Source organism: Streptomyces sp. NPDC001980, assembly GCF_040296885.1.
GTDB lineage: Bacteria > Actinomycetota > Actinomycetes > Streptomycetales > Streptomycetaceae > Streptomyces.
This window is the reverse complement of record NZ_JBEOYD010000018.1, coordinates 56990-81747: the sequence shown is the minus strand read 5'-3', so window position 1 is coordinate 81747 and position 24758 is coordinate 56990. Positions and strand designations below refer to the sequence as shown.

At 68.5% G+C, this 24758-nt stretch carries 14 protein-coding genes; 5 read left to right on the top strand and 9 right to left on the bottom strand.

Annotation, left to right across the window (positions count from 1 at the left end):
- Positions 1 to 50 precede the first annotated feature (50 nt).
- The 3 genes from ABT137_RS26595 to ABT137_RS26585 all read right to left on the bottom strand — a co-directional run bounded on the left by ABT137_RS26595 (position 51) and on the right by ABT137_RS26585 (position 8600).
- Positions 51 to 1046 (bottom strand): NUDIX hydrolase, encoded by a 996-nt coding sequence (locus ABT137_RS26595; protein ID WP_351713099.1) that lies wholly within the window; start codon positions 1044 to 1046, stop codon positions 51 to 53.
- The gene (locus ABT137_RS26590) at positions 1043 to 7084 is read right to left on the bottom strand and encodes a P-loop NTPase (protein ID WP_351713097.1); all 6042 of its coding nucleotides are present in this window, start codon (positions 7082 to 7084) and stop codon (positions 1043 to 1045) included. The genes ABT137_RS26595 and ABT137_RS26590 overlap by 4 nt, the downstream gene beginning before the upstream one ends.
- Before the next feature lie 169 nt (positions 7085 to 7253).
- Positions 7254 to 8600 (bottom strand): pectate lyase family protein, encoded by a 1347-nt coding sequence (locus ABT137_RS26585; protein ID WP_351713095.1) that lies wholly within the window; start codon positions 8598 to 8600, stop codon positions 7254 to 7256.
- Between the two features lie 425 nt (positions 8601 to 9025).
- On the opposite strand from ABT137_RS26585, the gene ABT137_RS26580 reads away from it, so the two are divergent.
- Positions 9026 to 9502 carry a hypothetical protein gene (locus ABT137_RS26580; RefSeq protein ID WP_351713093.1) on the top strand — a complete coding sequence of 159 codons (477 nt, stop codon included), beginning with the start codon at positions 9026 to 9028 and terminating at the stop codon, positions 9500 to 9502.
- A gap of 125 nt (positions 9503 to 9627) precedes the next feature.
- Positions 9628 to 11034, top strand: coding sequence for a VCBS repeat-containing protein (locus ABT137_RS26575; RefSeq protein ID WP_351713091.1), 1407 nt, complete (start codon positions 9628 to 9630; stop codon positions 11032 to 11034).
- A gap of 79 nt (positions 11035 to 11113) precedes the next feature.
- Here ABT137_RS26575 and ABT137_RS26570 read toward each other — a convergent pair whose 3' ends face one another.
- Together ABT137_RS26570 and aspS are read right to left on the bottom strand one after the other, a co-directional pair.
- Positions 11114 to 12037 (bottom strand): intradiol ring-cleavage dioxygenase, encoded by a 924-nt coding sequence (locus tag ABT137_RS26570; protein WP_351713089.1) that lies wholly within the window; start codon positions 12035 to 12037, stop codon positions 11114 to 11116.
- 141 nt (positions 12038 to 12178) lie between these two features.
- Entirely contained in the window at positions 12179 to 13942 is a 1764-nt protein-coding gene (gene aspS, locus ABT137_RS26565) for an aspartate--tRNA ligase (RefSeq protein ID WP_351713087.1), read from the bottom strand.
- 168 nt (positions 13943 to 14110) lie between these two features.
- On the opposite strand from aspS, the gene ABT137_RS26560 reads away from it, so the two are divergent.
- The gene (locus ABT137_RS26560) at positions 14111 to 16222 is read left to right on the top strand and encodes a SpoIIE family protein phosphatase (RefSeq protein ID WP_351713085.1); all 2112 of its coding nucleotides are present in this window, start codon (positions 14111 to 14113) and stop codon (positions 16220 to 16222) included.
- 23 nt (positions 16223 to 16245) lie between these two features.
- On the opposite strand, the gene ABT137_RS26555 is transcribed toward ABT137_RS26560, so the two are convergent.
- The 4 genes from ABT137_RS26555 to ABT137_RS26540 all read right to left on the bottom strand — a co-directional run bounded on the left by ABT137_RS26555 (position 16246) and on the right by ABT137_RS26540 (position 21299).
- Positions 16246 to 17277, bottom strand: coding sequence for an AI-2E family transporter (locus ABT137_RS26555; RefSeq protein WP_351713083.1), 1032 nt, complete (start codon positions 17275 to 17277; stop codon positions 16246 to 16248).
- Between the two features lie 309 nt (positions 17278 to 17586).
- Positions 17587 to 18564 carry a pirin family protein gene (locus ABT137_RS26550; protein WP_351713081.1) on the bottom strand — a complete coding sequence of 326 codons (978 nt, stop codon included), beginning with the start codon at positions 18562 to 18564 and terminating at the stop codon, positions 17587 to 17589.
- Positions 18565 to 18678: 114 nt separating this feature from the next.
- Entirely contained in the window at positions 18679 to 20619 is a 1941-nt protein-coding gene (locus ABT137_RS26545) for a YncE family protein (protein WP_351713079.1), read from the bottom strand.
- Between the two features lie 197 nt (positions 20620 to 20816).
- Positions 20817 to 21299, bottom strand: coding sequence for an SseB family protein (locus ABT137_RS26540; protein WP_351713077.1), 483 nt, complete (start codon positions 21297 to 21299; stop codon positions 20817 to 20819).
- Positions 21300 to 21475: 176 nt separating this feature from the next.
- On the opposite strand from ABT137_RS26540, the gene ABT137_RS26535 reads away from it, so the two are divergent.
- Complete coding sequence (locus ABT137_RS26535) at positions 21476 to 23302, top strand: acyl-CoA dehydrogenase (protein ID WP_351713075.1); 1827 nt, start codon at positions 21476 to 21478, stop codon at positions 23300 to 23302.
- 82 nt (positions 23303 to 23384) lie between these two features.
- A complete protein-coding gene (locus ABT137_RS26530) occupies positions 23385 to 24683 on the top strand; it encodes a M18 family aminopeptidase (RefSeq protein ID WP_351713073.1) in 1299 nt (432 codons plus the stop codon).
- Positions 24684 to 24758: the final 75 nt, after the last annotated feature.

The window sequence follows — 24758 nt, the reverse complement described above, 5'->3', positions numbered from 1 at the left end:
TGCCACATCGGCGAACCCAAGCCTTAGGGATCAGCTCCGCCGCAGCCGTGTTACAAAAATAGCGGTATGAGTGACACAGCCAGGCCGATCACTCCGATGACCAGACCCGCCACTTCCCAGGGATGATCCCGGATCATTGCGCGGATTCCCCTGCTCGGCGAAAAGGGAAGACTCCATGGCAGGCCGCTCAGACCGCCGGGGAGTGTGGCCGCCAGGTTCCGAAGGGCAGTCACGTTCAGCGATGCTCGACCAACACGGAATTCCGAGTCAAGCAAGTCATCCTCATCGATCCAACAGGCGCCCGGCCCCGTGTTCGACAGCTCCATCCCGGTCTTCAACAGGAAGAAGGCCACGCGGTATCGGGTCAGTGCGCCGTAGGTACGGGAAGGCTGCACCACATTCACGACGCCCAGTTCCGTAAGAGTGTCGCGGGTGGACTGGTACGTGTAACCGTGCAACTCCTCCTCCAGTTCCCGTACAGCGGCTGCCCGCAGGTCCACGTCGGAGCCGCGCACATAGCCGCCTGGCAACTGGTACTGCCGGGCCCGCTGGTCGTACTGAAGGAGATAGCAGGCTCTGCCACCCCTGTGCCGACGGCGGGACTTGATCACCACCTGGACGACTTCGACATCTCGCAAGGGCAGCGCGCCAGGGTTCAGCGCCAGTCGGCGCGTTTCCGCTAGGTGCAGGAACTGCGGACCGGCGAGTGCCTGGCCAGAAGTGAAGGGCTCGGTGTCGGTTCCCGCCCGTTCCCAATTGTCGAGGATCGACTGCCCCGAACGCATGTAGGAGACCAGACTTCGGAGAAAGTAAGCCGCCTGTGGGCTGATCACCTCGACGCTCGCAGCATCGTCCGGTCCACTGTCCTGGCGCAGTACGCCGAAGGCGCCCGCGACCGCGAGTACTGCGGGTACGACGCTGCCCGTCTCATCGTGACCAAGTCCGGCAAGACGGCCCAGTTCCCTCACGGTGACGGGCGCCGTACCCTGCCGCTCGGCCAGCAACTCCAGAACCAGGGCAGCAGTCGTTGGCGACACTCCAGTCATGCCTCGTTCGCATTCTCCCGGTCCACGCCCCCAAGGCGCAGACACCACACGCCTGGCCTCGGCTCATAGGCCTCGAAACCGTGCCTCGCCGCGAGAGTGCGTATTCCCTTGCCCTGGGTGACCGCGCGGTAGGTTTCCAACCCCCAACGATCGACCAGCAGGTTGCCGACATTCGTGACGATGGCTTCTCTGCCTTCGGCGGATAGGACATCGAGTACCTCGGCGAGTTCCGCGGCGACGTCCGGTAACGGCTGGAACCGGTCCCGGCGCCGTGCGACCCGGTATCCGGGACGTGGCTCCTCCACTTCCCAGCCCGGCACACTGTTCACCCAGGCCGTGAGCGAACGGCCAACGACGGACGCGAAGTCATCCCCGAGATGCACGCGCAGAACCTTTCCGAGTTCGGCGAGCTGTGGCTCCTTGCCCTGATCGCGCATCGTCCGCACGGCCTGTGCGAGCACGGCTTCCCGGGACGACGCGGGTTCCGCGCCCGGCGCATCGGCGGGCAGCGGCTGCCGCGCCGTCCCCGTCGTACGGCACACTCGGCCCGGCCGGTCACGTTCGTTCACGACCTCCCAGCCCGGCTCCATCTTGATGCGACGGTTCAGAGAACGACCGCCATCCGGGCCGACAATCTTGCGGTACCCCCCTTTAAGTCTGGCCCTCAGTGCCTTGTCCACCATCGCGAACGTGGGATCATTACCGTGGCGCTTTCGTAGATCATCGACGACCTCGGCCAGGGCCTCGGCGAAGGAAGCCGGGGTTCCGTCGGGGCGGGGTCGGGCGGATGCCGCAGGCCGGTTGAGGAATCCGACTCGGCCGAACACGGCCTCCGTCTCCAAGGACAGAAACCGACCGTCGTCCTTGTGACGGCAGCGCAGCCAGTGCAACTCGCCCCAAAATGCGCTCAGCCGACCGACGCCGAGCCGGTCGCCGAGAGGAGTCGCACCTGCGAACCTCTGTTCGAGCCACTCGGTCACCTCGTCCTCGGCTACGCTTTCCCGACCCTGGCTCGTCCAGACGTCCATCTGATCGCGTAGATCGGATTCCAGTCGGTTTCTCAGCTCATCGGCCGGCACGACCTCGTTCTCGAATGCGGTTGAGTCCAGTGGCAGGAGGCGAACGTTCATCGCGATCGTCTGCCCGCGCTGCTCTACGGGGTCCAGCCAAAGCAGTTGCCCGCGCTGCGGCGGCAGTGCGTCGGTCTCCTCGATGTCATCGAGGCACAGCGATGCCAGCGACGCGCCACCGCCGTAGACGGCCATGCCGCTTCGGGTCGCGTCGGGTACCTGCAAAATCCGGCCCAACACTCTCCGTCCCGACCGGGAAGCCGTGAGCGACGCCGGAACACTCGCCTTCGTCGGAGCCGCCGTCCGGCGACGAGTAGCGTCCAGAAGGAGTACATCGGGATCGTCGCCACCGGAGTAGGTCGTCCGGCCGGTCCGGTCGAGAAGGTCCTCGACGGTCCTGGTATCAATGCTGTGCCGGTACCGAGCCGACAGACGCTCAGTGAGCGTGGACAGCCGCGGTGCCTGGCCAACCTCCTGCCAGGCACCCAGCAGCGCGAGCAGAAACTCAATTCGTTGCTCATCACGGATCTCCGCCGCCTGGGTAGCCAACTCCGAGGGCGACAGGAGTGCTGTCTCGCGGCCGGGCTCGGCCGGGACCAAGTCCGGCAACTCCTTGCCGACGGTGCTACGAGCCGAGACGGCGTCGGGCAGGTGCCCGCGCCTGACATCCCAGGCCTGGAGACCATCCGGGCTCAGGCCCAGGAAAAAATTGACGGGTTTCTCCGCGTCGCTGCCCGGCAGGACGCCGGCCGGCTTCGGCTTGAAGAATGCCGTGACCGATCCGTCGAGCCGGATGTGCCCCGACCACTGGGTATGGATCACGTCGATCCGGCCGTTGACGCGGCGCAGTGGCTCCGGGTTCTTCCAGAAGTTCTTCTTGCGGTCCCACTCGCCGAGGTCGCCGTCCGAGATCAGGGTGTACCCGCCGGGTTTCTTCGCGAACCACAGGTAGGACTGCTTGGGTCGGGCGGACACCAGGTCCCGGCTGGTCCGCTGGGCCTCGCGGAACTCGGCTGTGTCGTTGTTCAGGCCCTTGAACCACAGGTCGAACAGCAGACAGTAGCGGTAGTAATGACCGCGCCACGTCGATAGTCGATCCAGCCATCCGTCGAGCTGCGACAGAGCAACGTCAGCGTCGAACTCTGGCAGGTGTTTGGAAGCCTCGAACCAGAGCCGGTAGTCCTCGGCCCGGCTATCGCGGCGGGACAGGTTCTGCCGGGCCAGCTCTGCGATGCGACGTAGTTCGTCCAACTCAAGGTTGCGCCAGCGGCGCCCCGCCCGAGCGTAGTAGGCCTGGGCGAGGGCCCGCTGCACCATTGAGTTGGTCCGCCCACCAGTGGCGGCGATCTCCCATTGTCCGACAACGGCGTTGAGATCGTTGTAAAGCTGGTCGATCCCCGTACGGCACTCCACGACGAACCGGTCCTGCACGTCGAGGGTGCCGTGGACCCGGGTCGCCTCCTCCAGGAGCTCGTTGGCCTCACCCACCTGCCTGACCACCCATTCGCCAGCCGCGGAATCCAATTCCGCTACGGACCTCACACGGGCAGCGGCCTTGAGTGTTCTGGCGGCCAAGATGATCGTCTGCACATGGGTGATGTAGGCGTACAGGTTCTCCTTATTGAGCTGCCGAGACCTGTTGAAGCCGCCGACGGTCCACTCGAAGCGCTCCTCGATCACATCCATGACGGCAGCGACGCCGTGGGACTTCTTGCGTGTCAGTTCCTGGCGCAGGATGGCCTTTCGGACGAGCCCGCTTGTGTGGTGATGGATGAAACTGTCCTCGGCCAAGTCGACGGCGCGGGAGACGTACTCGTCCGCCTTGTCAAGATCCTTGCCGATCCGGTACATCTGGTGGCGCCCGAGGTGGTTCCAGAAGTGCGGCTCCTTCGGGATGTAGTGGGTCAGCGCGCTCAACACCTGGTGGGCAGGGTCCACGGCGAGGCTCTCGATGAGCGGGGAGAAGTCTCCGCGCTCTTCATCGTCTGTGTCGTCCACCGTGAAGCTGCCCTGTCGGATGACGAACATCTGCTGCAACAGGACCCTCACCGGTTCGAATGAGACATCGGTGGTGTGGGTCAAGGCCTCGATGAAGTCGATCGCGAGATCTTTCAATTCGTAGCGCCAGTCCTCGTCGCGGTACAGGCAGGCGAGGACCTGCTCGGCGATCAACTGGTGCTGTAGCCGGACCCGCCCTGCTCGGACCACAGTCAAACGAGCCGCGCCCGGCCCCAAGATGTCGTCGAGAGCGAGACCGGCCAACGACGGGGCTCGCATCAGCTTGCGAACTGTCTCTTCCTGTAATCCGGTATTGGCATAGATAGTGACCAGCGCCAGATACTTCATCACCTCGGCAGCGCGGCCCTTGACGCCCTCCAGATGGCTGCTGACGTAGTCCGAGAGCTTGGTGAACTTCCGCTCGAACGTGATGAGCCCGTAGAAGAAGGGTGTCCGAAACTGCTCGTATGTCTTTCGGGAAAGCTGCTTCAGCTCACGGATGCGGCTCTTTTCATCGACGAGCGCGCTGTAGCGCCGCAGGAAGTCGTCAGCCTCTTCAGTGTTCAGAAACTCGTCCACCACCAGCGCGCCGGAGTTGGATCCGCCGACGCCACGCCGTACATAGAGCAACGTGGTCTGGGTACCTCGCTTCCCGAGTTCCTGGTAGAGCGCCTCACGGTCAGATTCGCTGAGGTCACCAGACTCCGCGACGAGCAGTACCGGCTTCTGGGTCGTGGTATGCAGTAGGTTGAGTCGATCGGCGATGAGCGGGACGCGAATACGATCGACGGTGACGCCGTGCGGCAGCACCGCGACCGGGTATTCGTGATGTAGTTCCCACGCGGCGCGAAGCGCAACGGTTGTACCGCCAGTTCCGGGCTTGTGTTGCAACAGTACGGTCCGGGTGCGGTGCTCTTCCAAACCCTCGCGCAGCGCGGCCACCAGGCTCGACGTGACCGTACGTCTCAGGTCCCGTCGCTGGTCCAGATCCGCCCAGCTGATCAAGCCGCCCCGCCAGAACTCGTCGTTGTTCCTACCGTCCGTCGGCTGTGCGGCCAGTTCGATCCCGTCGTGCAGCACGATCAGGTGTTCTCGCAGCTTCTGCATGGTCTCCGGTAGCAGCGCGGCTGTGCCCTGGTCCGCCGCCGGAACGGTGTACTCCACCTCATCCGGGGTGGTGCCGTGCGTCTCGGCGAGCCGGTCCAGGAAGGCCTGGACCGGCAGGGCAACCGTGTTCAGTTCGGCCGCGGCCGTCGGTGCGAATGGCCCCACATGCAGGAAGGTCCCGCGCCCCTGCAGGGCTTCGTCCACGGCATCGATCACTCGCAGCAGGCGTTCGCGTTCGGTCCCGAAACCGCCCCGCCCTTCGCCTTCGAGGACGATCACGTGGACTGTCGTGTCTCCCACGTCCCGGTGGAGGGAGGACACCAGCTGCCGGATGCCGTTGAGCCGGCGATAGCCCCAGGTACGCAGGTCGTCCGCGGGTTCGTTGCGTCTTACCGAGCCAACGGCGAGAGTCCAGGCCGTCCCTCGACTGAAGTCTGTCGGCAGTTGGTCTCGGGTGAAGAGATGGATGGCACGCTGGGATTCAAGTACCGGACCAGCCAGGTGATGGAGCCCGTCATGGTCGGAACGAGGATCCAAGTCGATGATCAGCGACCAGGGGACACGGCCCAGCGCGGCCACCGACGGACTGCCCGGCATGCGTTCGGCGATCAGGATGTAGTGTGCGGCCCCCGCCGAAAAGCCGGAGACGGATTCCCATACCGACGCCCAAAGCTCGTCCTGCGCTTCTTTCCGCCGCCGTTCCTCGTCCTCCGAAGGGGGGGTGGCCAGGACCGGACCATCGTCGGCCGTGGCCTCCGCATAGCTCTTGGCGTACCACCCGGCGTAGACGAGACACATCTTCGCCCTGTGACTACCAGGGGGGAAGCGCCGCGCCCAGAGCAGGCCGACGATCACACGAAGGAGCATGATCTGGCGGACGAGCAGATCGACCCGGCCGGTCTGCTCACTGATCCACTCCTCGATGCCCGCGCGCGACTCCTTCAGGAACCCCATCAGCCAGTCGGTCCCGTCCGGCACCGACCGGCTGACGACATCCTCGATACTGGTCAGACAACGGTGGAGTACCTGGAGACGGATATCCTGCATCAGGTTGACCAGGACACCGACCTCCAGATAGGCCACGTCAAATCCAGCGGCCCCCTTGTGTGCGCGGACCGTGTCGACAATCCAGTAGGCGCTGTCGACGTCAACCCGTTCGTCACGCGGGATAAGCAGGTTTCTGTTGTGCAGGTCTCCATGGCAGCAACCCCACATCACCTGCACGGCACTGCCCCGGCCGGGGCCGAGGACGTCCAAGGGGTTACGGACCGGATAGCCGCACTCGTCGTTGTAAGTACTGTCACCGAAGAAGTGCCGGACAGCCTCCAGGCACTCCTGCGCACGGTCCGTCCCCACCAGTTCCACCAGCAGTTCGTACGGGGCCATGACTCTCATGTCGGATGGTTCGGCCCATGCGGTGAGGACGCCCTTAGCGACCCTGCGCGCCGACGCGAGCAGCCCCGTCGTCCGGATGTGAGGTGCCACATATCGCCCCAGGCTGCCTCCCGCGAGTTGGTGGAGGCTCACGACAAGACTGTCTTCGCCCTCGCCGATCGTCTCAGTGCGCAGCAGCCGCGGGATGTGCACTTTGGCGAACTCACGGTCGGCCCCGCGCAGCAGATCACTCGCGGCGCGTTCGTTGCGCTGGGTCAACCTGTCGTCGGACGGCCCCACACGCAGGATGTAGCCGCCTACCGGGAACTCACCGGTGTTGCCACTGATGTCAACGCCGATGAGTTGGGCCCCGGAACTGCCCTGTGGCATCTCCGTGTAATACACGGTCGCGTTGGGGAGCCAGCCGCTTAATGCCTCGACAGCCGCCTTCTGCTGAGCCTCGTCCCCAAGTGGCACGCCGTTGTCCACCCGTCCCCCTATGGCCTACTGCCCAAGCACAACGCAATGGTTGTAGCACCAGTACGAGCAGCGTGCCCGGAAACGGGCGATATTGAACCGGTGAGCTCGATCCCGTGCGGAATCGCTGGCGCAGGGCCTCATGCTGGCCATACGGGCGAGTGCGGCCCTCATGGGCCGGCTACGACAGCACAGCCGCCCCCGCCGTCTTCGCCAGCTCCGCCGGCAGGTTCTTCGCGCTGCTCTCCAGGCCCGCCGTCAGGGTCGGCGTCCAGTTCACGGTCGTCTTGATCTTCTTGGAGTTCGCGGCGTTGTAGGCGGCGACGAGGTCGGTCGTCGTGCCGTTGACGAGGTTGCCGCTGCCGGCGATCGAGCCGGTGCCGTCGCCGCTCAGGAGCTTGGCGACCTTGATGGAGCTCGGCACGGTCCAGTAGTTGTTCTGGGCCACGACCTGCGCCTTGGCGCGCGAGTTGATGCTGTACTGCAGCGCGTAGCCGTTCAGAGTGGTCACGTCGTAGACGTTGTTGTAGAGGTGCACCTGGCCGACGCGGGTGAGCGGGGCGCGCTGGACGATGCCCTTCCAGATGTTGTGGTGGAGGGTGACGCGGAGCTTGCCGCTCGGCTCGCTGTCGCTGCTGCCGATCAGCATCGTCTTGTCGTGGCTGGTGAACTGGTTGTGCTCGACGGTCACCAGGTCCGAGCTCTTGGTGATGTCGAGTTCGCCGTCGTGGACCTGGTACTCACGGCCGTAGTACTTGGGGTTGAGGCTGTCGAAGTGCCCGGCGTCGGTGAACGTGTTGTGGTCCGCCCAGACGTGCGTGGCCCCGCGCAGGGTGACGGCGTCGTACTCGGAGTTCCAGTTGCCGTCGTCGCCGTCGGTCGGGTCCCACTGCGGGAAGCAGTCCTCGGTGTCGGAGAACGTCAGGTTGCGGACGATGACGTTGTCGACCTTCTGGATCTGGAGCATGCCGCCGGTGATGCCGGCCTTGGTGCCGGGGACGCCGACGATCGTGGTGTTGGCGGGGACCTTGAAGACGATGTTCGCGGCCTGCTTCTTCTGCGCGGCGGCACGGGCCGACTCCTGGGTGCCGGAGGGCAGCTTGGAGCGGCCGTACGTCGACGGGTCGAACGCCTTCAGGTAGGCGCTCAGCGAGTACCCGGTGCCGGCCGCGTAGTCCGCGCAGGTCAGCTTCTTGCCGCTGGCGTCGGTGTTGGCGTCGATGGTGCCCTTGACCTTGATGACGCGGGGCGTGGTGTCGCTCGCCGAACCGAGGGCCTTCACCAGCTGGGCGCGGGTGGAGACGGTGAAGGTGTGCGCGGAGTCGGCCTTCGCACCACCGGTCGTACCGGAACCGGACGACGCCCAGCCGTCCTTGGCGGCGAGCGTCTGGTGGTACAGGTCCACGGCCGACGTGGCGTTCGCGCTCAGCACGAGCGCACCGGCACCGACCCCGGCCGCCACGACGGCGGCGGAGACGACGAGGGCACGGCGCTTACGGAGGGACCGGCGGTGAGAGGCAGAGGCCACGGGGGAGTCCTTACGTACTTCCGAAGTGCTGGGGACGGCCCGCCGGGGCGGGCTTCACTCCTCTGTGGTCACCGAGATCGAAAAGGTTGCCCGGAACGCGAGAACCGCCTCCGGCCGGTGAGCCGGAGGCGGTTCGCCCGGGCGGTGGGAAGGCCGCGTGCGGGTCAGTTCGGGGACACGGCGTTCAGGATCGCCGCTGTGACGTGGTCGGCGGCGTTGCGGTGGCCGCGGGCGTTGCGGTGGCCGCGGGCGTCGGGGTGGACGAGGGCCGGCTGGGCGACCCCGGTCCGCGGTGCGGGTGCGTGGCGGCTGTCCTGTTCTCGGTCACGTGAACGCCGTGCCGCCCTCGGCAGAAAGAAGTGAATTTTTCGGAGGAGCCGCGACCCCGTACCTGCATGTCCACAACACATCCGTATGGTTTCGCCATGGCAATCCCCGAGCTCATCCCGATCGCCTACGAGCCCCACGGCCGTACCGAGGCCATCGGTCACTACACCGGCGGACAGTTCCTGGCGTCGGTCACCTACGCGTTCCCCGAGGGGTTCCGGCTCGACGAGGGCTGGGAGGAGCGGAAACGGCTCTACTCGGTGCTGCATCTCTTCGACGCCGAGGGCAACTACCGCGACTCGCAGATCTGGTGCGCGGGCAGCTGGGCCGAGCAGCAGTTCGATCCGGACGGCGCCGGTTCGGTGCTGGCGCGGGCCCGCGCGCACCTGGCGGGCATGCTGCGCAGCCTGCCGAGGCGGACGTACACGGACATCGCGATACGCCCCTTCCAGCTCAGAGTGGACGGCGTGTTCTTCGGGCTGGTGGCGAAGGACGACGAGGACGGGGGATGGGCCGAGCTCTACCCGGACCACCTGGGCTTCGGCGAGCCCTGGGACGGCCGGTACGACACCTGACCAGCATGGACACACCCAAGTGCTGGTAAAGTCCGTTCACTTCTGCGCCGGCAGGGGAGCGAGCGGGGGGTTCACCCAAGTCCCATTGCCGATGGGGCAGTCGGTGAATCCACAGGGGGTAACTCATGCACAGATGGGGCGCGGCCGCGGTCGTGGCCGCCTCTCTGGTCGGCGGCGTCCTGCTGCCGGCCGTTCCGGCCACCGCCGTCCACGGCGCCGTGCCGGGCGACTTCAACGGCGACGGCTACCGCGACGCGGTCCTGCCCGCGCCGGGCGCGAACGTGTCCGGCAAGGAGGGTGCGGGCGCGGTCGTCGTGCTGTACGGCTCCGCCTCGGGCCTGTCGACGAGCCGCCGTAAGACCATCACCCAGAACACCGCGGGCGTGCCGGGCGCCAGCGAGACCTACGACGCCTTCGGCGCCGCCACCGCCACCGCCGACCTGAACCGGGACGGCTACGCCGACCTGGTGGTCGGAACACCGGACGAGGACACCTCGAAAGGCACCGACTCCGGTGCGGTGACCGTGCTCTGGGGCAGCAGGAGCGGTCTGACGAGCGGCACGGACCTGCCGTCGCCGCTGTCCTCGACGCACCGCTACGGCGAGGACGTCGCCGCGCTCGGCCTCGGGGCCGGGTGGCGGACGCGGGTCGCGGTCAGCGCGATGGACTCGACCGTGTACTTCACCGGACCGTTCACCCGCAGCGGCACGTTCGGGTCGGCCGTGGACAACGAGGGCACCCCGTCCCCCCTGTCCGTGGCGCTCGGTGACTTCGACGGCGACGCCGCACCGGACCTGGCCTCCGCCACCTTCCGGGATCCCGCCCTGACCGGCGGCAACCTCTACGTGAATCCCTGGCACGACAACCACCTGCGGGGCAACGGCCTCATCGTGGCCGCCGGCGACGTCAACGGCGACGGGTACGCCGACCTCGTGGCCGGCGACCCGGACGAGCCCGAGAAGGCGGGCGTGGACGGCGCGGTGGGTGGCCGGGTGCTGCTCTGGTACGGCTCGAAGGCGGGCATCGCGACCGACGCCGAGCCCGTCCAGATCACCCAGAACACCGCGGGCGTCCCCGGCGCGAGCGAGAAGGGCGACACCTTCGGCGCATCGCTGGCGGTGGCCGACCTCAACCGGGACGGCCTCGCTGACATCGTGATCGGATCGCCGTTCGAGGACCTGGCCAAGAGCCGGGCGGGTCAGGTGACCGTGGTCCCCGGCCGCCGCAGCGGCGCCCTCGGCACCGGCTCGTACTCCTTCTCCCAGGACACGGCGGGCGTCCCCGGTGCCGCCGAGACCGACGACTTCTTCGGTACGACGGTCTCGGTCGGGGACATCGACAAGGACGGCAGGCCGGAGCTGTTCGTCGGTGCGGCGGGCGAGAACAACTCCACCGGAGCCGTCTGGGTCTTCCCCGGCGGCTCCGCCCGGCCGACGGCCACGGGCAGCCGCGTCATCACGCCGAACGCCGTCGGCCTCACCCAGCAGTGGGGCACCCTGCTGGGCGGCGACGGACTGCTCTCGGTGATCTGAACGCACCGGAGGCGCCCGGGGTTCCTTCATGAGTCCCGGGCGCCCGCGTCATGGATGCCTCACCGGTGTCCCACCGATGTCAGCCGTTGCTCGTCTCGTCCGGTTCGACGCCCAGGGTCAGATGGCCGCGGACGCCGCGGGCGATGTGGTGGCGGTTGTACTTCAGGTAGAGCAGGCCGCCCTCGTGCCCGTTGTCCGGGTAGATGCTGTCCCCGTCGAGGGTGGTGCGGGTGGTGGTGTTGCTCGCGTACGGCTCCACCTCGGCCGACAGCAGCACCGACTTCTCGTCGAAGAACAGCTGGCCCGTGTGGCAGGTGTGGCCGCCCTCGTACCCGGCGTCCGTCCATTCACCGTCCACGTGCACCTTGACGTGGATGTGGACGCACCGGCCCTGGTACCAGCCGGGGAAGACGGTCTTGAAGGTGACCTGCCCGTGCCGGTCCGTGTGCCAGGTGCCGCGCAGGTAGCGGGTGTCGTCGGTCGGCTCCTGATGACCGCCGCCACCGCCGGGCGGGGGGCCGGTCGGGGTGCCGGTGGGCGCGTCGGTCGGCGGAGCGCCGGTCGGCGGGGTGCCACCACCGCCACCGCCGCTGCCCACCGCCTCGTACCCGGAGTAGACGCCGGACGCGTTGCAGTGCCAGATGTCCACGGCCGCGTTCCTGAGCGGCTTGCAGGTCTCCGCGTCGATCACCTTGAGGGTGAGGTGCAGGGGGATGCCCTCCTGGTCCTCGGTGACGTCCTGGCGGAGCTTGTCGGCGTCGATGTAGTACGGGCCCTCGACCAGTTCGGAGGTGAGCGTGTAGCAGGCGCCCTCCGAGGCCGAGGCAGAGGCCTCGGTTCCGGCGCCGGTCGCCGGGGCGGTGGCGCCGTCGGTCGCCGCGAAGGCACTGCCGACGCCCACCGCGGTCACGGCCACACTGCCCGCCGCCAGGACCGTACGACGGGCCAACTTCCGTCTTTCTTCGGGAGATTGAGCGTCTGTGGGGGTGTGGGTGTCTGTCATGGTCAGGGACCGTAGACAAGGCCGAGCCGGTGCGAACATCGGAGAGAGCTGTGAATGCGCGGTGCGCAAGCGAAAGGCTCGAAACCGACGCCGGTTTCGAGCCTTTCCTTCAGCTGTGCTGGTTCTGCGTGCCTGTGTGCCTTACTTCGGCTGCGGCTTCCGGATGGAAAGGTGCAGCTCGCGCAGGCGGGTCTCCTCCAGCTCGGTCGGGGCGCCCATCATCAGGTCCTGGGCGTTGCCGTTGAGCGGGAAGGCGATGGTCTCGCGGATGTTCGGCTCGTCGGCGAGGAGCATCACGATGCGGTCCACGCCCGGGGCGATGCCGCCGTGCGGCGGGGCGCCGAAGCGGAACGCGCGGAGCATGCCGGCGAACTCGCGCTCGACGGTCTCCTCGTCGTAGCCCGCGATGCCGAAGGCCTTGAGCATGATGTCGGGCTCGTGGTTCCGGATGGCGCCGGAGGACAGCTCGACGCCGTTGCAGACGATGTCGTACTGCCAGGCGAGGATGTCCAGCGGGTCCTGGTTCTCCAGGGCCTCCATGCCGCCCTGGGGCATGGAGAACGGGTTGTGCGAGAAGTCGATCTTCCCGGTGTCCTCGTCCTTCTCGAACATCGGGAAGTCGACGATCCAGCAGAACCGGAAGACGTTCTCCTCGAAGTGCCCGGCGCGACGGGCCGCCTCGACCCGCACCGCGCCCATGATCTTGGAGACCTCGTCGAACTCGCCCGCGCCGAAGAACACGGCGTGCCCGGCGGCCAGCTGGAGCCGCTTGGTGAGCTCGGCGACGTTGTCCTCGGTGAGGAACTTGGCGATCGGGCCGGTCAGCGAGCCGTCCTCGCCGACGCGCACCCAGGCCAGGCCCTTGGCGCCCTGCGAGACGGCGTAGTCGCCGAGCTGGTCGAAGAACTTGCGGGGCTGGTCCTGGACCGCCGGGACCGGCAGCGCGCGGACGTGCTTGCCGGCGAAGGCCTTGAACTCCGAGCCCTCGAAGATGTCGGTGATGTCGACGAGCTCCAGCTGGGCGCGGAGGTCCGGCTTGTCGGAGCCGTACTTCAGCATCGCCTCGCGGAACGGGATCCGCGGGAAGGGGGAGGTCACGTGCCGGCCGTTGCCGAACTCCTCGAAGAGCTCGGTCATCAGCTGCTCGATCGGGCGGAAGACGTCCTCCTGCTCGACGAAGCTCATCTCGACGTCGAGCTGATAGAACTCGCCGGGCGAGCGGTCGGCACGGGCGTCCTCGTCGCGGAAACAGGGCGCGATCTGGAAGTAGCGGTCGAAGCCGGAGATCATCAGCAGCTGCTTGAACTGCTGCGGGGCCTGCGGCAGGGCGTAGAACTTGCCCGGGTTCAGGCGGGAGGGGACCACGAAGTCACGCGCGCCCTCGGGGGAGGTCGCGGTGAGGATCGGGGTGGCCATCTCGTTGAAGCCGAGGGCGACCATCTTGTGGCGGATGGCGGAGATCACGGCCGTGCGCAGCATGATGTTGCGGTGCATGCGTTCGCGGCGCAGGTCCAGGAAGCGGTACTCCAGGCGCCGCTCCTCGTTGACCCCGTCCTCGGTGTTGATCGTGAACGGCAGCGGGGCGGCCGCGCCGAGCAGCTCGACCTCGCCGACCTCGACCTCGACCTCGCCGGTGGGCAGGTCGGCGTTGATGTTCTCGGTTCCACGTGAAACAACGCGGCCGTCGACGCGGACCGTGGACTCCTTGGAGAGCTTGTCCAGGGCCTCGTACGCGGGGGTGCCGGGGCGGGCGACGAGCTGCGTGATGCCGTAGTGGTCGCGCAGATCGATGAAGAGGATGCCGCCCAGGTCGCGCCGATTGTGCAGCCAGCCGCTCAGCCGGACGTCGGTGCCGACGTCAGAGGCGCGGAGCTGGCCGCAGGTGTGGGACCTGTACCGATGCATCGTCGGATGTTCCTCTTCTTCGGGTTCTGCCGAGGTGCTCTCCTCGACCGGACGGGCCATGGGGCCCGGACCCATCAAGGGTACCGGGCACCCAAAGATCGCCTCCCCACCATTAATGCGGCCCTGAAACAGTGGCACTCTGCGATCTCATCTTCTTAAAGTGGGGCAATGCGAACTGGCGAGCCCCTGCCCGCCGTGGAGGACGTCCTCGCCGCCCTCGCGACCGGGCTGTGGCACTGGGACACCGCCACCGGGCTGGTCACCGCGGACGCGGAGGCGGCCCGGCTGATCGGGCTGCCGGCCGAACCGTCCGTCCTGTCGGAAGCCCTGGTCCGGTCCCGTTTCCACCCCGTGGACTGGAACGAGAACACCAGCATCACCCGGCTGGCCGCCGTCGAGGGCACCCTTGGGGAGGTACGGCTGCGGGTCATGGACGAGCAGGGCCGGCTGATCCGTACCGTGCGCAGCCGTTTTCGGCCCGTGTACGACTCCGAGGAGCGCGTGTACCGGGTGACGGGCACCATCCAGGAGGTCTCCGAGCCGTCCCCCGGCACCGCCGTGCAGCATCCGGTCACCGGTGACTGGCGGCGCTCCCGGGAGGCGTTCCTGCTGGACGCGGGCCGTGCGCTGGCCGAGGCGCGGTCCACGGAGGAGGTGCTGCGGGTCGCCGCGGGCCTGTCGATGCCCGGTTTCTCCCCGGACGGGCTGGTCGTCTTCGGGGTCAAGGGCGACCAGCTGATGATGATCGGCCACCACGGCCAGCAGATCGACGAGGACAGCCCCTTCACCAGCATGCCGCTGGAGACGGACTATCCGGCGGCCGAGGTGGCACGGACCGGCCGGGCGGTCTACCTCTCCTCCGCCGAGCAGTACAAGTCCCGCTACCCGGTGACCTGGCCGCTGGCCGAGCGCTTCGGCCGGCAGTCCTGGGCCTTCCTGCCGCTGACGGTGGCCGGGCGGACCATGGGCGCCTGGATGGCGGGCTTCACCTACCAGGTGTCGTTCACCCCCGACGAACGGTCCGTGCTCACCACGGTGGCCCGGATGCTGGCGCAGGCCCTGTCCCGGGCCGGGATCGCCGACTCGGAGCGGGAGCTGACGGACGGCCTGCAGCGCTCGATGCTGCCGACGCTGGGCCCCGAGATACCCGGCATGGACACGGCCGCCCGCTACATACCGACCGGCGGCGGGCTCCAGGTGGGCGGTGACTGGTACGACATGATCCCGCTGCCGTCCGGCCGGCACGCCCTGGTCATCGGCGACGTCCAGGGCCATGACGTACGGGCCGCGGGTCTGATGGGCCAGCTGCGGATCGCGCTGCGCGCCTACGCCTCCGAGGGCCACCGCCCGGACGCGGTGCTCTCCCGGGCCTCCCGTTTCCTGCACGGGATCACCTACGCCGAGGACGACGCCGACCTGCGCTTCGCGACCTGCCTGTACGTCGAGGCGGATCCGGCGACCGGGGTGCTGGAGATCGCCCGTGCGGGCCATCTCGACCCGACGATCCGGATGGCCGACGGCACGGTGCTGCGGCGGCCGACGGCGGGCGGGCTGCCGCTCGGCATCGACCCGGACGCCGACTATCCGACGACGCGGTTCGCCCTCGAACCCGGCGAGACCATGATGATCTGCACCGACGGGCTGATCGAGACCGGCGGCCACGACATGGAGAGCGGCTGGCAGCGGATCCGGGCGATCATGGAGGAGCACGGCGACGGCGACCTGGAGAAGCTGGCCGACGGCCTGGTCCAGGCCGTGCACGGGCCCTCCTCGCACCACACCACCGGGCCGCTGGCCGACCGCCGCGAGGACGACATAGCGGTGCTGCTGCTGTCCCGGCCGGGCGGCGGCCGCGGCGGCGAGCCGCTGGCCGTACGGCCGCGGATCCGCCGCACCCTGCTGTCGGTGGCCCAGGACGAGCCCGAGCGGGTCGCCGAGGCCCGCCAGCACCTGCGCGAACTGCTGCACGACTGGGGCTCGCCCGACCAGGTCGACTCCGCGGTCCTCCTGGTCTCCGAGATGCTCACGAACGTCCTCGTCCACACCGACGCGGACGCGCTGCTGCTCGCCGAGGTCTCCGGCCACGCCCCTGAACGGCGGCTGCGGGTCGAGGTCACGGACGTCGGCGACGACCTCCCGCACAAGCGCCGCCCCGGCGAACTGGCCTCCTCCGGCCGCGGCCTGGTCCTGATCGAGATCCTGGCGGACGCCTGGGGCGTCGACCCGCGCGGGCAGGGCAAGAGCATCTGGTTCGAGCTGTACGAGGCCGACAAGTCGTAGCGGGGGCTGTCCGGCCGCGGGCGTCAGCCGGTGGCGTAACGGGCGCGCAGTTCGTGTACGACCCCGAAGGCGGCCGCGGTGAGCGGTACGGCCAGCAGCATGCCCAGGATCCCGGCGACGGAGGCGCCGGCCGTGATGGTCAGCATCACCACCGCCGGATGCATCTGCACGGTCCGGCTCTGGATCATGGGCTGCAGCACGTGCCCCTCCAGCACCTGCACGGCGAGTACGACGCCCAGCGCCCACAGCGCGATGACGAAGCCGCGGTCGGCGAGGGCGACCAGGACGGCGACGGCACCGGAGATGAAGGCGCCGAGGTAGGGGATGTAGGCGCCGACCAGGACGAGCGCGCCGAGCCCGACGGCCCCCGGTACGCGGAGGACCAGCAGGCCGACGGTGATGCAGACGGCGTCGATGAACGCGATGACGGTGGTGCCGCGCATGAACCCCTCGATGCCCTCGAAGGCTCGGCGGGCCATGGCCTCGACCACGTCGGCGCTGGAACCGGGCGCGACGGCCCTGATGGTGCCGACGACCCGGTCCGAGTCGCGCAGGAAGAAGAAGACGAGCAGCAGCGCGAGGACGGCCATGGCGATGCCCTCGGCGACCACGCTGACACCGCTGATGACGTTGGAGGCGGCGGTCCCGCCGAACTTGGCGAGCAGGTCCTTGGCGCTGCCGGCCAGGTCGCCGACCGAGGTCCCGGCGGCCCCGAAGTGCCGGGCGAGGGACTTCGCGGCCTGCTTGAGGGAGGCGACGATCTCGTCGCCGGTGTCGACGAGGGCCGCGACGACGATGTAGACGGCACCGCCGGCGACGGCGACGACCGCGACGCAGGTGAGCCCGGCGGCGAGGGAGCGGTGCACGCCGACCCGCACGAGCCGTCGGTACAGCGGGCCGAGCAGCGCGGTGCCGAGCAGGGCGAGCAGGACCGGGGTCACCGCGGTGCGGAACTCGGAGCAGAGCCGGATGCCGACGTAACCGACCCCGGAGGCCAGCAGCAGCACGGCACACCACGCGGCGAAACGGCGCACGGGCTCGGGCAACAGCTGCACAGGTCCTAGCGGACCATGCGAGGCCGACGAATGCCCCGCCGTACACCCCCCGCCGGGTGAACGTACCTCCGGACGCCGTACCAGGGGGGCTCCGCCCCCTGGACCCCCGAAACCTTTGCCCACCCACCACCCGAATCGGTCGATGAAAAGGCGAGCCCGAAGGCAGGAAGCGACTCGGTCGATGAAAGGGCCGGGTCGAGAAGGCAGGAAAGCGACTCGGGCGGTGAAAAGGCCAGGTCGAGCGGGCGGTGGCAGGCGGGAGGCCCGGTGCGGGGTTGCGCCGGGCCTCTCGGGGGGTGGAGCCGTCGGTTACGCCTGCGGGCCGTTCTCCGTCATGCCGTGTACCGCCGGGATCGTGCCCAGGCGGCCCTTCTGGAAGTCCTCGAAGGCCTGCATGAGCTCTTCCTTGGTGTTCATGACGAACGGGCCGTAGTGGGCCATCGGCTCACGGATCGGCTGTCCGCCGAGCAGCACGACCTCCAGGTCCGGCGTGTGCGAGTCCTGCTTCTCGTCCGCGCGGACGGTGAGGGACGAACCCGCGCCGAAGACGGCGGTCTGGCCGAGGTGGATCGGGCGGCGATCGGCGCCCACCGTGCCCTTGCCCGCCAGCACGTAGGCGAGGCCGTTGAAGTCCTCGCGCCAGGGCAGCGTGACCTCGGCGCCCGGGGCGACGGTCGCGTGGATCATCGTGATCGGGGTGTGGGTGATGCCGGGGCCGGCGTGGCCGTCCAGCTCGCCCGCGATGACGCGCAGCAGCGCACCGCCGTCGGGGGTCGTCAGCAGCTGCACCTGGCCGCCGCGGATGTCCTGGTACCTCGGCGCCATCATCTTGTCCTTGGCGGGGAGGTTCACCCACAGCTGGAGGCCGTGGAAGAGACCGCCGGACACGACGAGGGACTCCGGCGGGGCCTCGATGTGGAGGAGGCCGGAGCCGGCCGTCATCCACTGGGTGTCGCCGTTGGTGATGGTGCCGCCGCCGCCCTGGCTGTCCTGGTGGTCGAAGATCCCGTCGATGATGTAGGTGACGGTCTCGAAGCCGCGGTGCGGGTGCCAGGGGGTGCCCTTGGGCTCGCCCGGCGCGTATTCCACCTCACCCATCTGGTCCATCATGATGAACGGGTCGAGGTGGCGGTAGTTGATCCCCGCGAACGCCCGGCGCACCGGGAAACCCTCGCCCTCGAAACCGCTCGGCGCGGTCGTGACGGCGAGCACGGGACGGGCCACGGCGTCGGCCGGTGCGGCCACCCGAGGCAGGGTGAGCGGGTTCTCGACAGTCACTGCAGGCATGTTGGCTCCTCCTTGTGCGCCCAGTTTAGTTGAGCGTTGAACTTTCTGCTACCCCTAACGGAGAAGGCCCGGAGGACATTCCCTCCGGGCCTTGGTCATCCCCCGATCGGTGGATCAGTTGCTGAAGTAGAGGTACTTCCACCCGCCGTACGTCGTGGAGTTCACGGTGTCGCCGGACGAGCCGTTGACGTACACCGAACGCACCCGCGCCCGGATCCCGGACTCACCCGGCGCCCCGATCTGCACGGCCGACTTGCCGTTCGAGGAGACCGGGAAGTACTCGGAGTCCGCCGAGTACCACGTCCCCTGGTAGTAGACCTGCAGGTCCAGGCGCTGCTCGCGGCCCGGGTAGTAGGTCATCGTCGTGGTGATCACCGGGTCGGTGTTCTTGTGGAACCAGTAGTACGACGTCGAACCGATCTTCGCCGTCCGGTAGTGCTTGGAGACCGCGGTGGAGATCTTGACCCGCGCGTACGCCGTGACCTTCACGGTCTTGGGCGCGTAGCGGGCGTCCCCGTCGAAGACCGCGGAGACGGCCGTGTCGCGGGTCATGTCCACCCAGGCGGCGATGTTCCCGTGGGAGTCCACCTTGCCGGTCTTGATCAGCTTCTTGCCCTTGTCACCGCCGAAGGGGTCCGCGTAGATCCTGACCGAGCGGTTCTTGTACGTCGTCCCCAGGTGAGCGGTGAACTTCACGTCGGCGCCGTAGTTGTACAGCTTGCCGTTGTTGTTCAGGCTCAGGCTCGTGCCCGCGCGGGAGACCGCGACCTTGTCGGAGGCGGTGGCCGTGGTGTGGTCGGTGTCGCCCGCGTAGGTCACCTTGTAGGTGACCGTGCCGCCGGCCGGCGGGGTGTCCGCGAAGGAGTAGGTGCCGTCCGCCTTGAACGTGACGGCGGCGAGCGCCTTGCCGTTCGGCGACTCCATGTCGGTCCGGGTGACCGCCAGCCGGGTGCCCGCCGGGAACGGGACACTGGCCGTGATCTTTCCGGTGACGGTGAGCTTCTTGGCGCGGGACGCCGACGCCGGCGCGTTGACGGTGAGGGTCGGGGCGCTGAGCGTCGGGTTCGCGAACGCCTTCAGGGTGTAGGTGTTGTCCACGTTCCCGGCCAGGGCGAACAGCCGGGAGGAGTCCGGAGCCCAGGCGACCGCGCCCATGGTGGAGCTGCCGGCGTCGAAGCGGCGCACCGGCGTGGTGGCGCCCGTCCGGTAGACGTTCACATGGCGGTCGTAGACCTCGGCGATCTGGCCGGCCGGCGAGACGTCGCCGAACCAGCCGGTCTCGGTGAGGCTCGGGCCCTGCGTAAAGGTGCCGTCCGCGTAATCCAGCTTCTGGTAGCCGTTCCACAGCACCTGGGAGGTACCGGGCACGAGGTCGATGTCGTTGGCGTAGCGCCCGCCGTCCGTCTTGGCGACCAGCTGCGGGGTGGCACCGGAGACGTCGAGGAGGTTGATCGCGCCCGGGCTGGTCCCGCTGTCGGTGTAGGAGAGCAGGCCGGGGGCGGCCGGGTCGGCGTCGAGGAGTCCCGAGTTGTAGTAGGGGGCGACCGTCTCCGGCAGCTGCCCCAGCGTCACCGCGGTGGCCGGGTCGGCCGCGGCCGGGTCGACGGAGCCCAGATTGCCGTGCATGCCGTCCTCGGCCTGGGTCCGGTAGGAGAACCAGAGCCGGCCGCCCGAGAACGCGACCTCGTGCGGGGTGACGCCGGCCCCGACGTCGTAGCGGGACGTGACCTCCAGGGTGGCCGCGTCGAGCGCCACGATCTCGTGGCCGGACGGCAGGGCCGCGTACAGGGTGGCGCCGTCGTCCGACAGCGCCAGGGCGCTGACGTCGCCGAAGCCGACGTTCAGGTCGACGAGGGTGCCGTTGTAGTCGGTCGCCAGGATGCGGCCGTTGGCCTCGTCGGCGACGAAGACACGGTGCACCGCGCCGTCGGCGACGAGACCGACCGGCGAGGTGAGGACGGCTGACTCGGCCGACGCGGGACCGGCCGCCGCGACGCCGAGTACGACGGAGCCGACAAGGACCGCGAGCGCCGTCGCGGCCGAAGTGCTGCGCATACGCACAGTGCTGAAACCCCCCACAGGAATCCCGGTGGCACCGGGAGGACGAGAGCGCCGCGCGACGCCCGGGCGAGGCCATCGGGAGACCGATGACACCCGGGGCGCGGCTGCCGACCGTCACCCTATGGCATGCCTGTGACAACGAGGGGGAATTTCCGTTCCGGCAGCAGTGACGTGAGGGAGCCGGACGGACGTCAGCCGTACATCCGCCGCATCGCGAACTCCACCATCTGCTCGACCGCCTTCGCGTCGAAGACCATCCGGTGTTCGCCCTCCATGTCCAGGACGAAGCCGTAGCCGGTCGGGAGGAGGTCGATGACCTCCGCGCCGGTGATCACGAAGTACTTGGACTCCTTGCCCGCGTACCGGCGCAGCTCCTTCAGCGAGGTGAACATCGGGATCACCGGCTGCTGGGTGTTGTGCAGGGCCAGGAACCCGGGGTTGTCGCCGCGCGGGCAGTACACCTTGGAGGTGGCGAAGACCTGCTGGAAGTCCTCGGCGGTCAGCTGACCGGTGGTGAAGGCGCGCACCGCGTCCGCGAGCGAGGGCGGGGACGGCTCGGGGTAGAGCGGCGGCTGCTGGCCGTACCCGCCGAGGCCGCCGGCCATCTGCTGCTGCGGCGAGGCGTACGGCTGCTGAGCGGCCCCACCGTCCATGGGCTGGCCGTATCCATACATGCGCGCAAGCCTACCGAGACACGCGGCGTCCGCGAGAAGGTAGACCCTTCTCACACTTCACGCGATGGGGGTTGCGTCTTATTACCGACGGGTAGCATCATCGGAGCTACTCGTTGGTATGTGAAAGCTTGCGCGAGGATTCAGTGCCTCGCCGATCCGGATACGGAGCCGTCACCATGGGGCACTACAAGTCCAACCTCCGCGACATCGAATTCAACCTGTTCGAAGTGCTCGGGCGCGACAAGCTGTACGGCACCGGCCCGTTCGCCGAGATGGACACCGACACCGCGAAGAGCGTGCTGGAGGAGCTGACCCGGCTCGCCGAGAACGAGCTGGCGGAGTCCTTCGCCGACGCCGACCGCAACCCCCCGGTCTTCGACCCGGAGACCAACACCGCCCCGGTCCCGGCCTCCTTCAAGAAGAGCTACAAGGCCTTCATGGACTCGGAGTACTGGCGCCTGGGCCTCCCCGAGGAGATCGGCGGCACGACCGCTCCCCCGTCCCTGATCTGGTCGTACGCGGAGCTGATCCTCGGCGCCAACCCGGCCGTGTGGATGTACTCCTCCGGCCCGGCGTTCGCCCGCATCCTCTTCGAGGAGGGCACCGAGGAGCAGAAGAAGTGGGCGCAGCTCGCCGTGGACCGCACCTGGGGTTCGACCATGGTGCTCACCGAGCCCGACGCGGGTTCGGACGTCGGCGCCGGCCGTACCAAGGCGGTCCAGCAGGAGGACGGCTCCTGGCACATCGAGGGCGTGAAGCGCTTCATCACCTCCGGTGAGCACGACATGGAGGAGAACATCCTTCACTACGTGCTGGCGCGTCCCGAGGGCGCCGGTCCGGGCACCAAGGGCCTGTCCCTCTTCCTCGTCCCGAAGTACCTGTTCGACTTCGAGACCGGCGAGCTGGGCGAGCGCAACGGCGTCTACGCGACGAACGTCGAGCACAAGATGGGCCTCAAGGCCTCCAACACCTGCGAGATGACCTTCGGCGACCGCCACCCGGCCAAGGGCTGGCTGATCGGCGACAGGCACGAGGGCATCCGCCAGATGTTCCGGATCATCGAGTTCGCCCGGATGATGGTCGGCACGAAGGCCATCTCGACGCTGTCCACCGGCTACCTGAACGCCCTGGAGTACGCCAAGGAGCGCGTCCAGGGTCCGGACCTCGCGAACTTCCTGGACAAGTCCGCGCCCAAGGTCACCATCACCCACCACCCCGACGTCCGCCGCTCGCTGATCACGCAGAAGGCGTACGCCGAGGGCATGCGCGCCCTGGTCCTCTACACCGCCTCGATCCAGGACGCGATCGCCGTCAAGGAGGCGAACGGCGAGGACCCGAAGGCCGAGCACGCGCTCAACGACCTGCTCCTGCCGATCGTCAAGGGCTACGGCTCCGAGAAGGGCTACGAGCAGCTCGCCCAGTCGCTGCAGACCTTCGGCGGCTCCGGCTTCCTGCAGGAGTACCCGATCGAGCAGTACATCCGCGACGCCAAGATCGACACCCTCTACGAGGGCACCACCGCGATCCAGGGCCAGGACTTCTTCTTCCGGAAGATCGTCCGCAACCAGGGCGCGGCGCTGAACTCCCTCGCCGAGGACATCAAGAAGTTCCTGGCGCTGGGGACGGGCGGCGAGGAGCTGGCGGGCGCCCGCGAGCACCTCGCGAAGGCCGCCGTCGAGCTGGAGGCGATCGTCGGCCTGATGCTGACCGACCTCGCGGCCACCGAGCAGGACGTCAAGAACATCTACAAGGTGGGCCTCAACACCAGCCGCCTGCTGCTCGCCTCCGGTGACGTGATCGTCGGCTACCTGCTGCTCAAGGGAGCGGCCGTGGCCGCCGAGAAGCTGGAGACGGCGTCGAACAAGGACAAGGCGTTCTACACCGGCAAGATAGCGGCGGCGAAGTTCTTCGCGGCCAACGTGCTGCCGGGCGTCACCCTGGCCCGCAAGGTCGCGGCCGGTGTCGACCTCGACCTGATGGAGCTGGACGAGGCCGCTTTCTGACCGTTCCGGCCGTCCGTGTCCGCCGCGGTGGCCCGCTCCTTCTCAGGGGAGCGGGCCACCGTACGTCGTTAAGGTGAAGCACATGAGCGAACCCTCCCGCTTCGATCGCGGCCACACCGACGACCTGATGTCCTTCCTCGCGGCCGGTCCCACGCCGTACCACGCCGTGGCGAACGCCGGCGCACGACTGGAGAAGGCCGGTTTCCGGCAGGTCGCCGAGACGGACGCCTGGGACGGCACGGCCGGCGGCAAGTACGTGCTGCGCGGCGGCGCGATCATCGCCTGGTACGTCCCGGAGGGCGCCGCGCCGCACACGCCGTTCCGGATCGTCGGCGCCCACACCGACTCCCCCAACCTGCGGGTGAAGCCCCGTCCGGACACCGGGGCGCACGGCTTCCGCCAGGTCGCCGTGGAGATCTACGGCGGACCGCTCATGAACTCCTGGCTCGACCGGGACCTGGGCCTGGCCGGCCGGCTCAGCCTGCGCGACGGATCCACCCGCCTCGTCGACGTGGACCGGCCGCTGCTGCGGGTGCCCCAACTCGCCATCCACCTGGACCGTTCGGTCAGCAGCGAGGGGCTCAAGCTCGACAAGCAGCGCCACCTCCAGCCGATCTGGGGCCTCGGCGACGACGTCCGCGACGGCGACCTCATCGCCTTCCTGGAGCAGGAGTCGGGCCTGCCGGCCGGCTCGGTCACCGGCTGGGACCTGATGACCTACACCGTCGAACCACCCGCCTACCTGGGCCGCGACCAGGAGCTGTTGGCCGGCCCCCGGATGGACAACCTGCTCTCCGTGCACGCCGGTACGGCGGCGCTGGCGGCCGTGGCGACGGGCGGAGCCGAACTGCCCTGCATCCCCGTCCTCGCCGCCTTCGACCACGAGGAGACCGGCTCCCAGTCCGACACCGGCGCGGACGGTCCGCTGCTCGGCAGCGTGCTGGAGCGCTCGGTGCTGGCGCGCGGCGGGTCGTACGAGGACCGGGCGAGAGCCTTCGCGGGCACCGTCTGTCTCTCCTCCGACATGGGCCACGCCGTGCACCCCAACTACGCCGAGCGCCACGACCCGACGCACCACCCGCGCGCCAACGGCGGCCCGATCCTCAAGGTCAACGTCAACAACCGCTACGCCACGGACGGTTCGGGCCGCGCGGTCTTCGCCGCCGCCTGCGAGAAGGCCGGGGTCCCCTTCCAGACCTTCGTCTCCAACAACTCCATGCCGTGCGGCACCACGATCGGCCCGATCACCGCGGCCCGGCACGGCATCCAGACCATCGACATCGGCGCGGCCATCCTCTCCATGCACAGCGCCCGCGAACTGTGCGGCGCCGACGACCCGTTCCTGCTGGCCAACGCGCTGGTGGCGTTCCTGGAGGGGTAGCGGCAGGCGGAGTTGACATGGCCTGCGCGCCCCTGGGTACCCGGTGCGGACCAAAGCCACCGAACCTGAAGGGGA

Bases quoted from the DNA above. Each gene is read 5' to 3' on its own strand.
- ABT137_RS26595 (WP_351713099.1), bottom strand. From the start codon at position 1,046: ATGACTGGAGTGTCGCCAACGACTGCTGCCCTGGTTCTGGAGTTGCTG.
- ABT137_RS26580 (WP_351713093.1), top strand. From the start codon at position 9,026: ATGGCAATCCCCGAGCTCATCCCGATCGCCTACGAGCCCCACGGCCGT.
- ABT137_RS26575 (WP_351713091.1), top strand. From the start codon at position 9,628: ATGCACAGATGGGGCGCGGCCGCGGTCGTGGCCGCCTCTCTGGTCGGC.
- ABT137_RS26570 (WP_351713089.1), bottom strand. From the start codon at position 12,037: ATGACAGACACCCACACCCCCACAGACGCTCAATCTCCCGAAGAAAGA.
- aspS (WP_351713087.1), bottom strand. From the start codon at position 13,942: ATGCATCGGTACAGGTCCCACACCTGCGGCCAGCTCCGCGCCTCTGAC.
- ABT137_RS26560 (WP_351713085.1), top strand. From the start codon at position 14,111: ATGCGAACTGGCGAGCCCCTGCCCGCCGTGGAGGACGTCCTCGCCGCC.
- ABT137_RS26550 (WP_351713081.1), bottom strand. From the start codon at position 18,564: ATGCCTGCAGTGACTGTCGAGAACCCGCTCACCCTGCCTCGGGTGGCC.
- ABT137_RS26545 (WP_351713079.1), bottom strand. From the start codon at position 20,619: ATGCGCAGCACTTCGGCCGCGACGGCGCTCGCGGTCCTTGTCGGCTCC.
- ABT137_RS26540 (WP_351713077.1), bottom strand. From the start codon at position 21,299: ATGTATGGATACGGCCAGCCCATGGACGGTGGGGCCGCTCAGCAGCCG.
- ABT137_RS26535 (WP_351713075.1), top strand. From the start codon at position 21,476: ATGGGGCACTACAAGTCCAACCTCCGCGACATCGAATTCAACCTGTTC.
- ABT137_RS26530 (WP_351713073.1), top strand. From the start codon at position 23,385: ATGAGCGAACCCTCCCGCTTCGATCGCGGCCACACCGACGACCTGATG.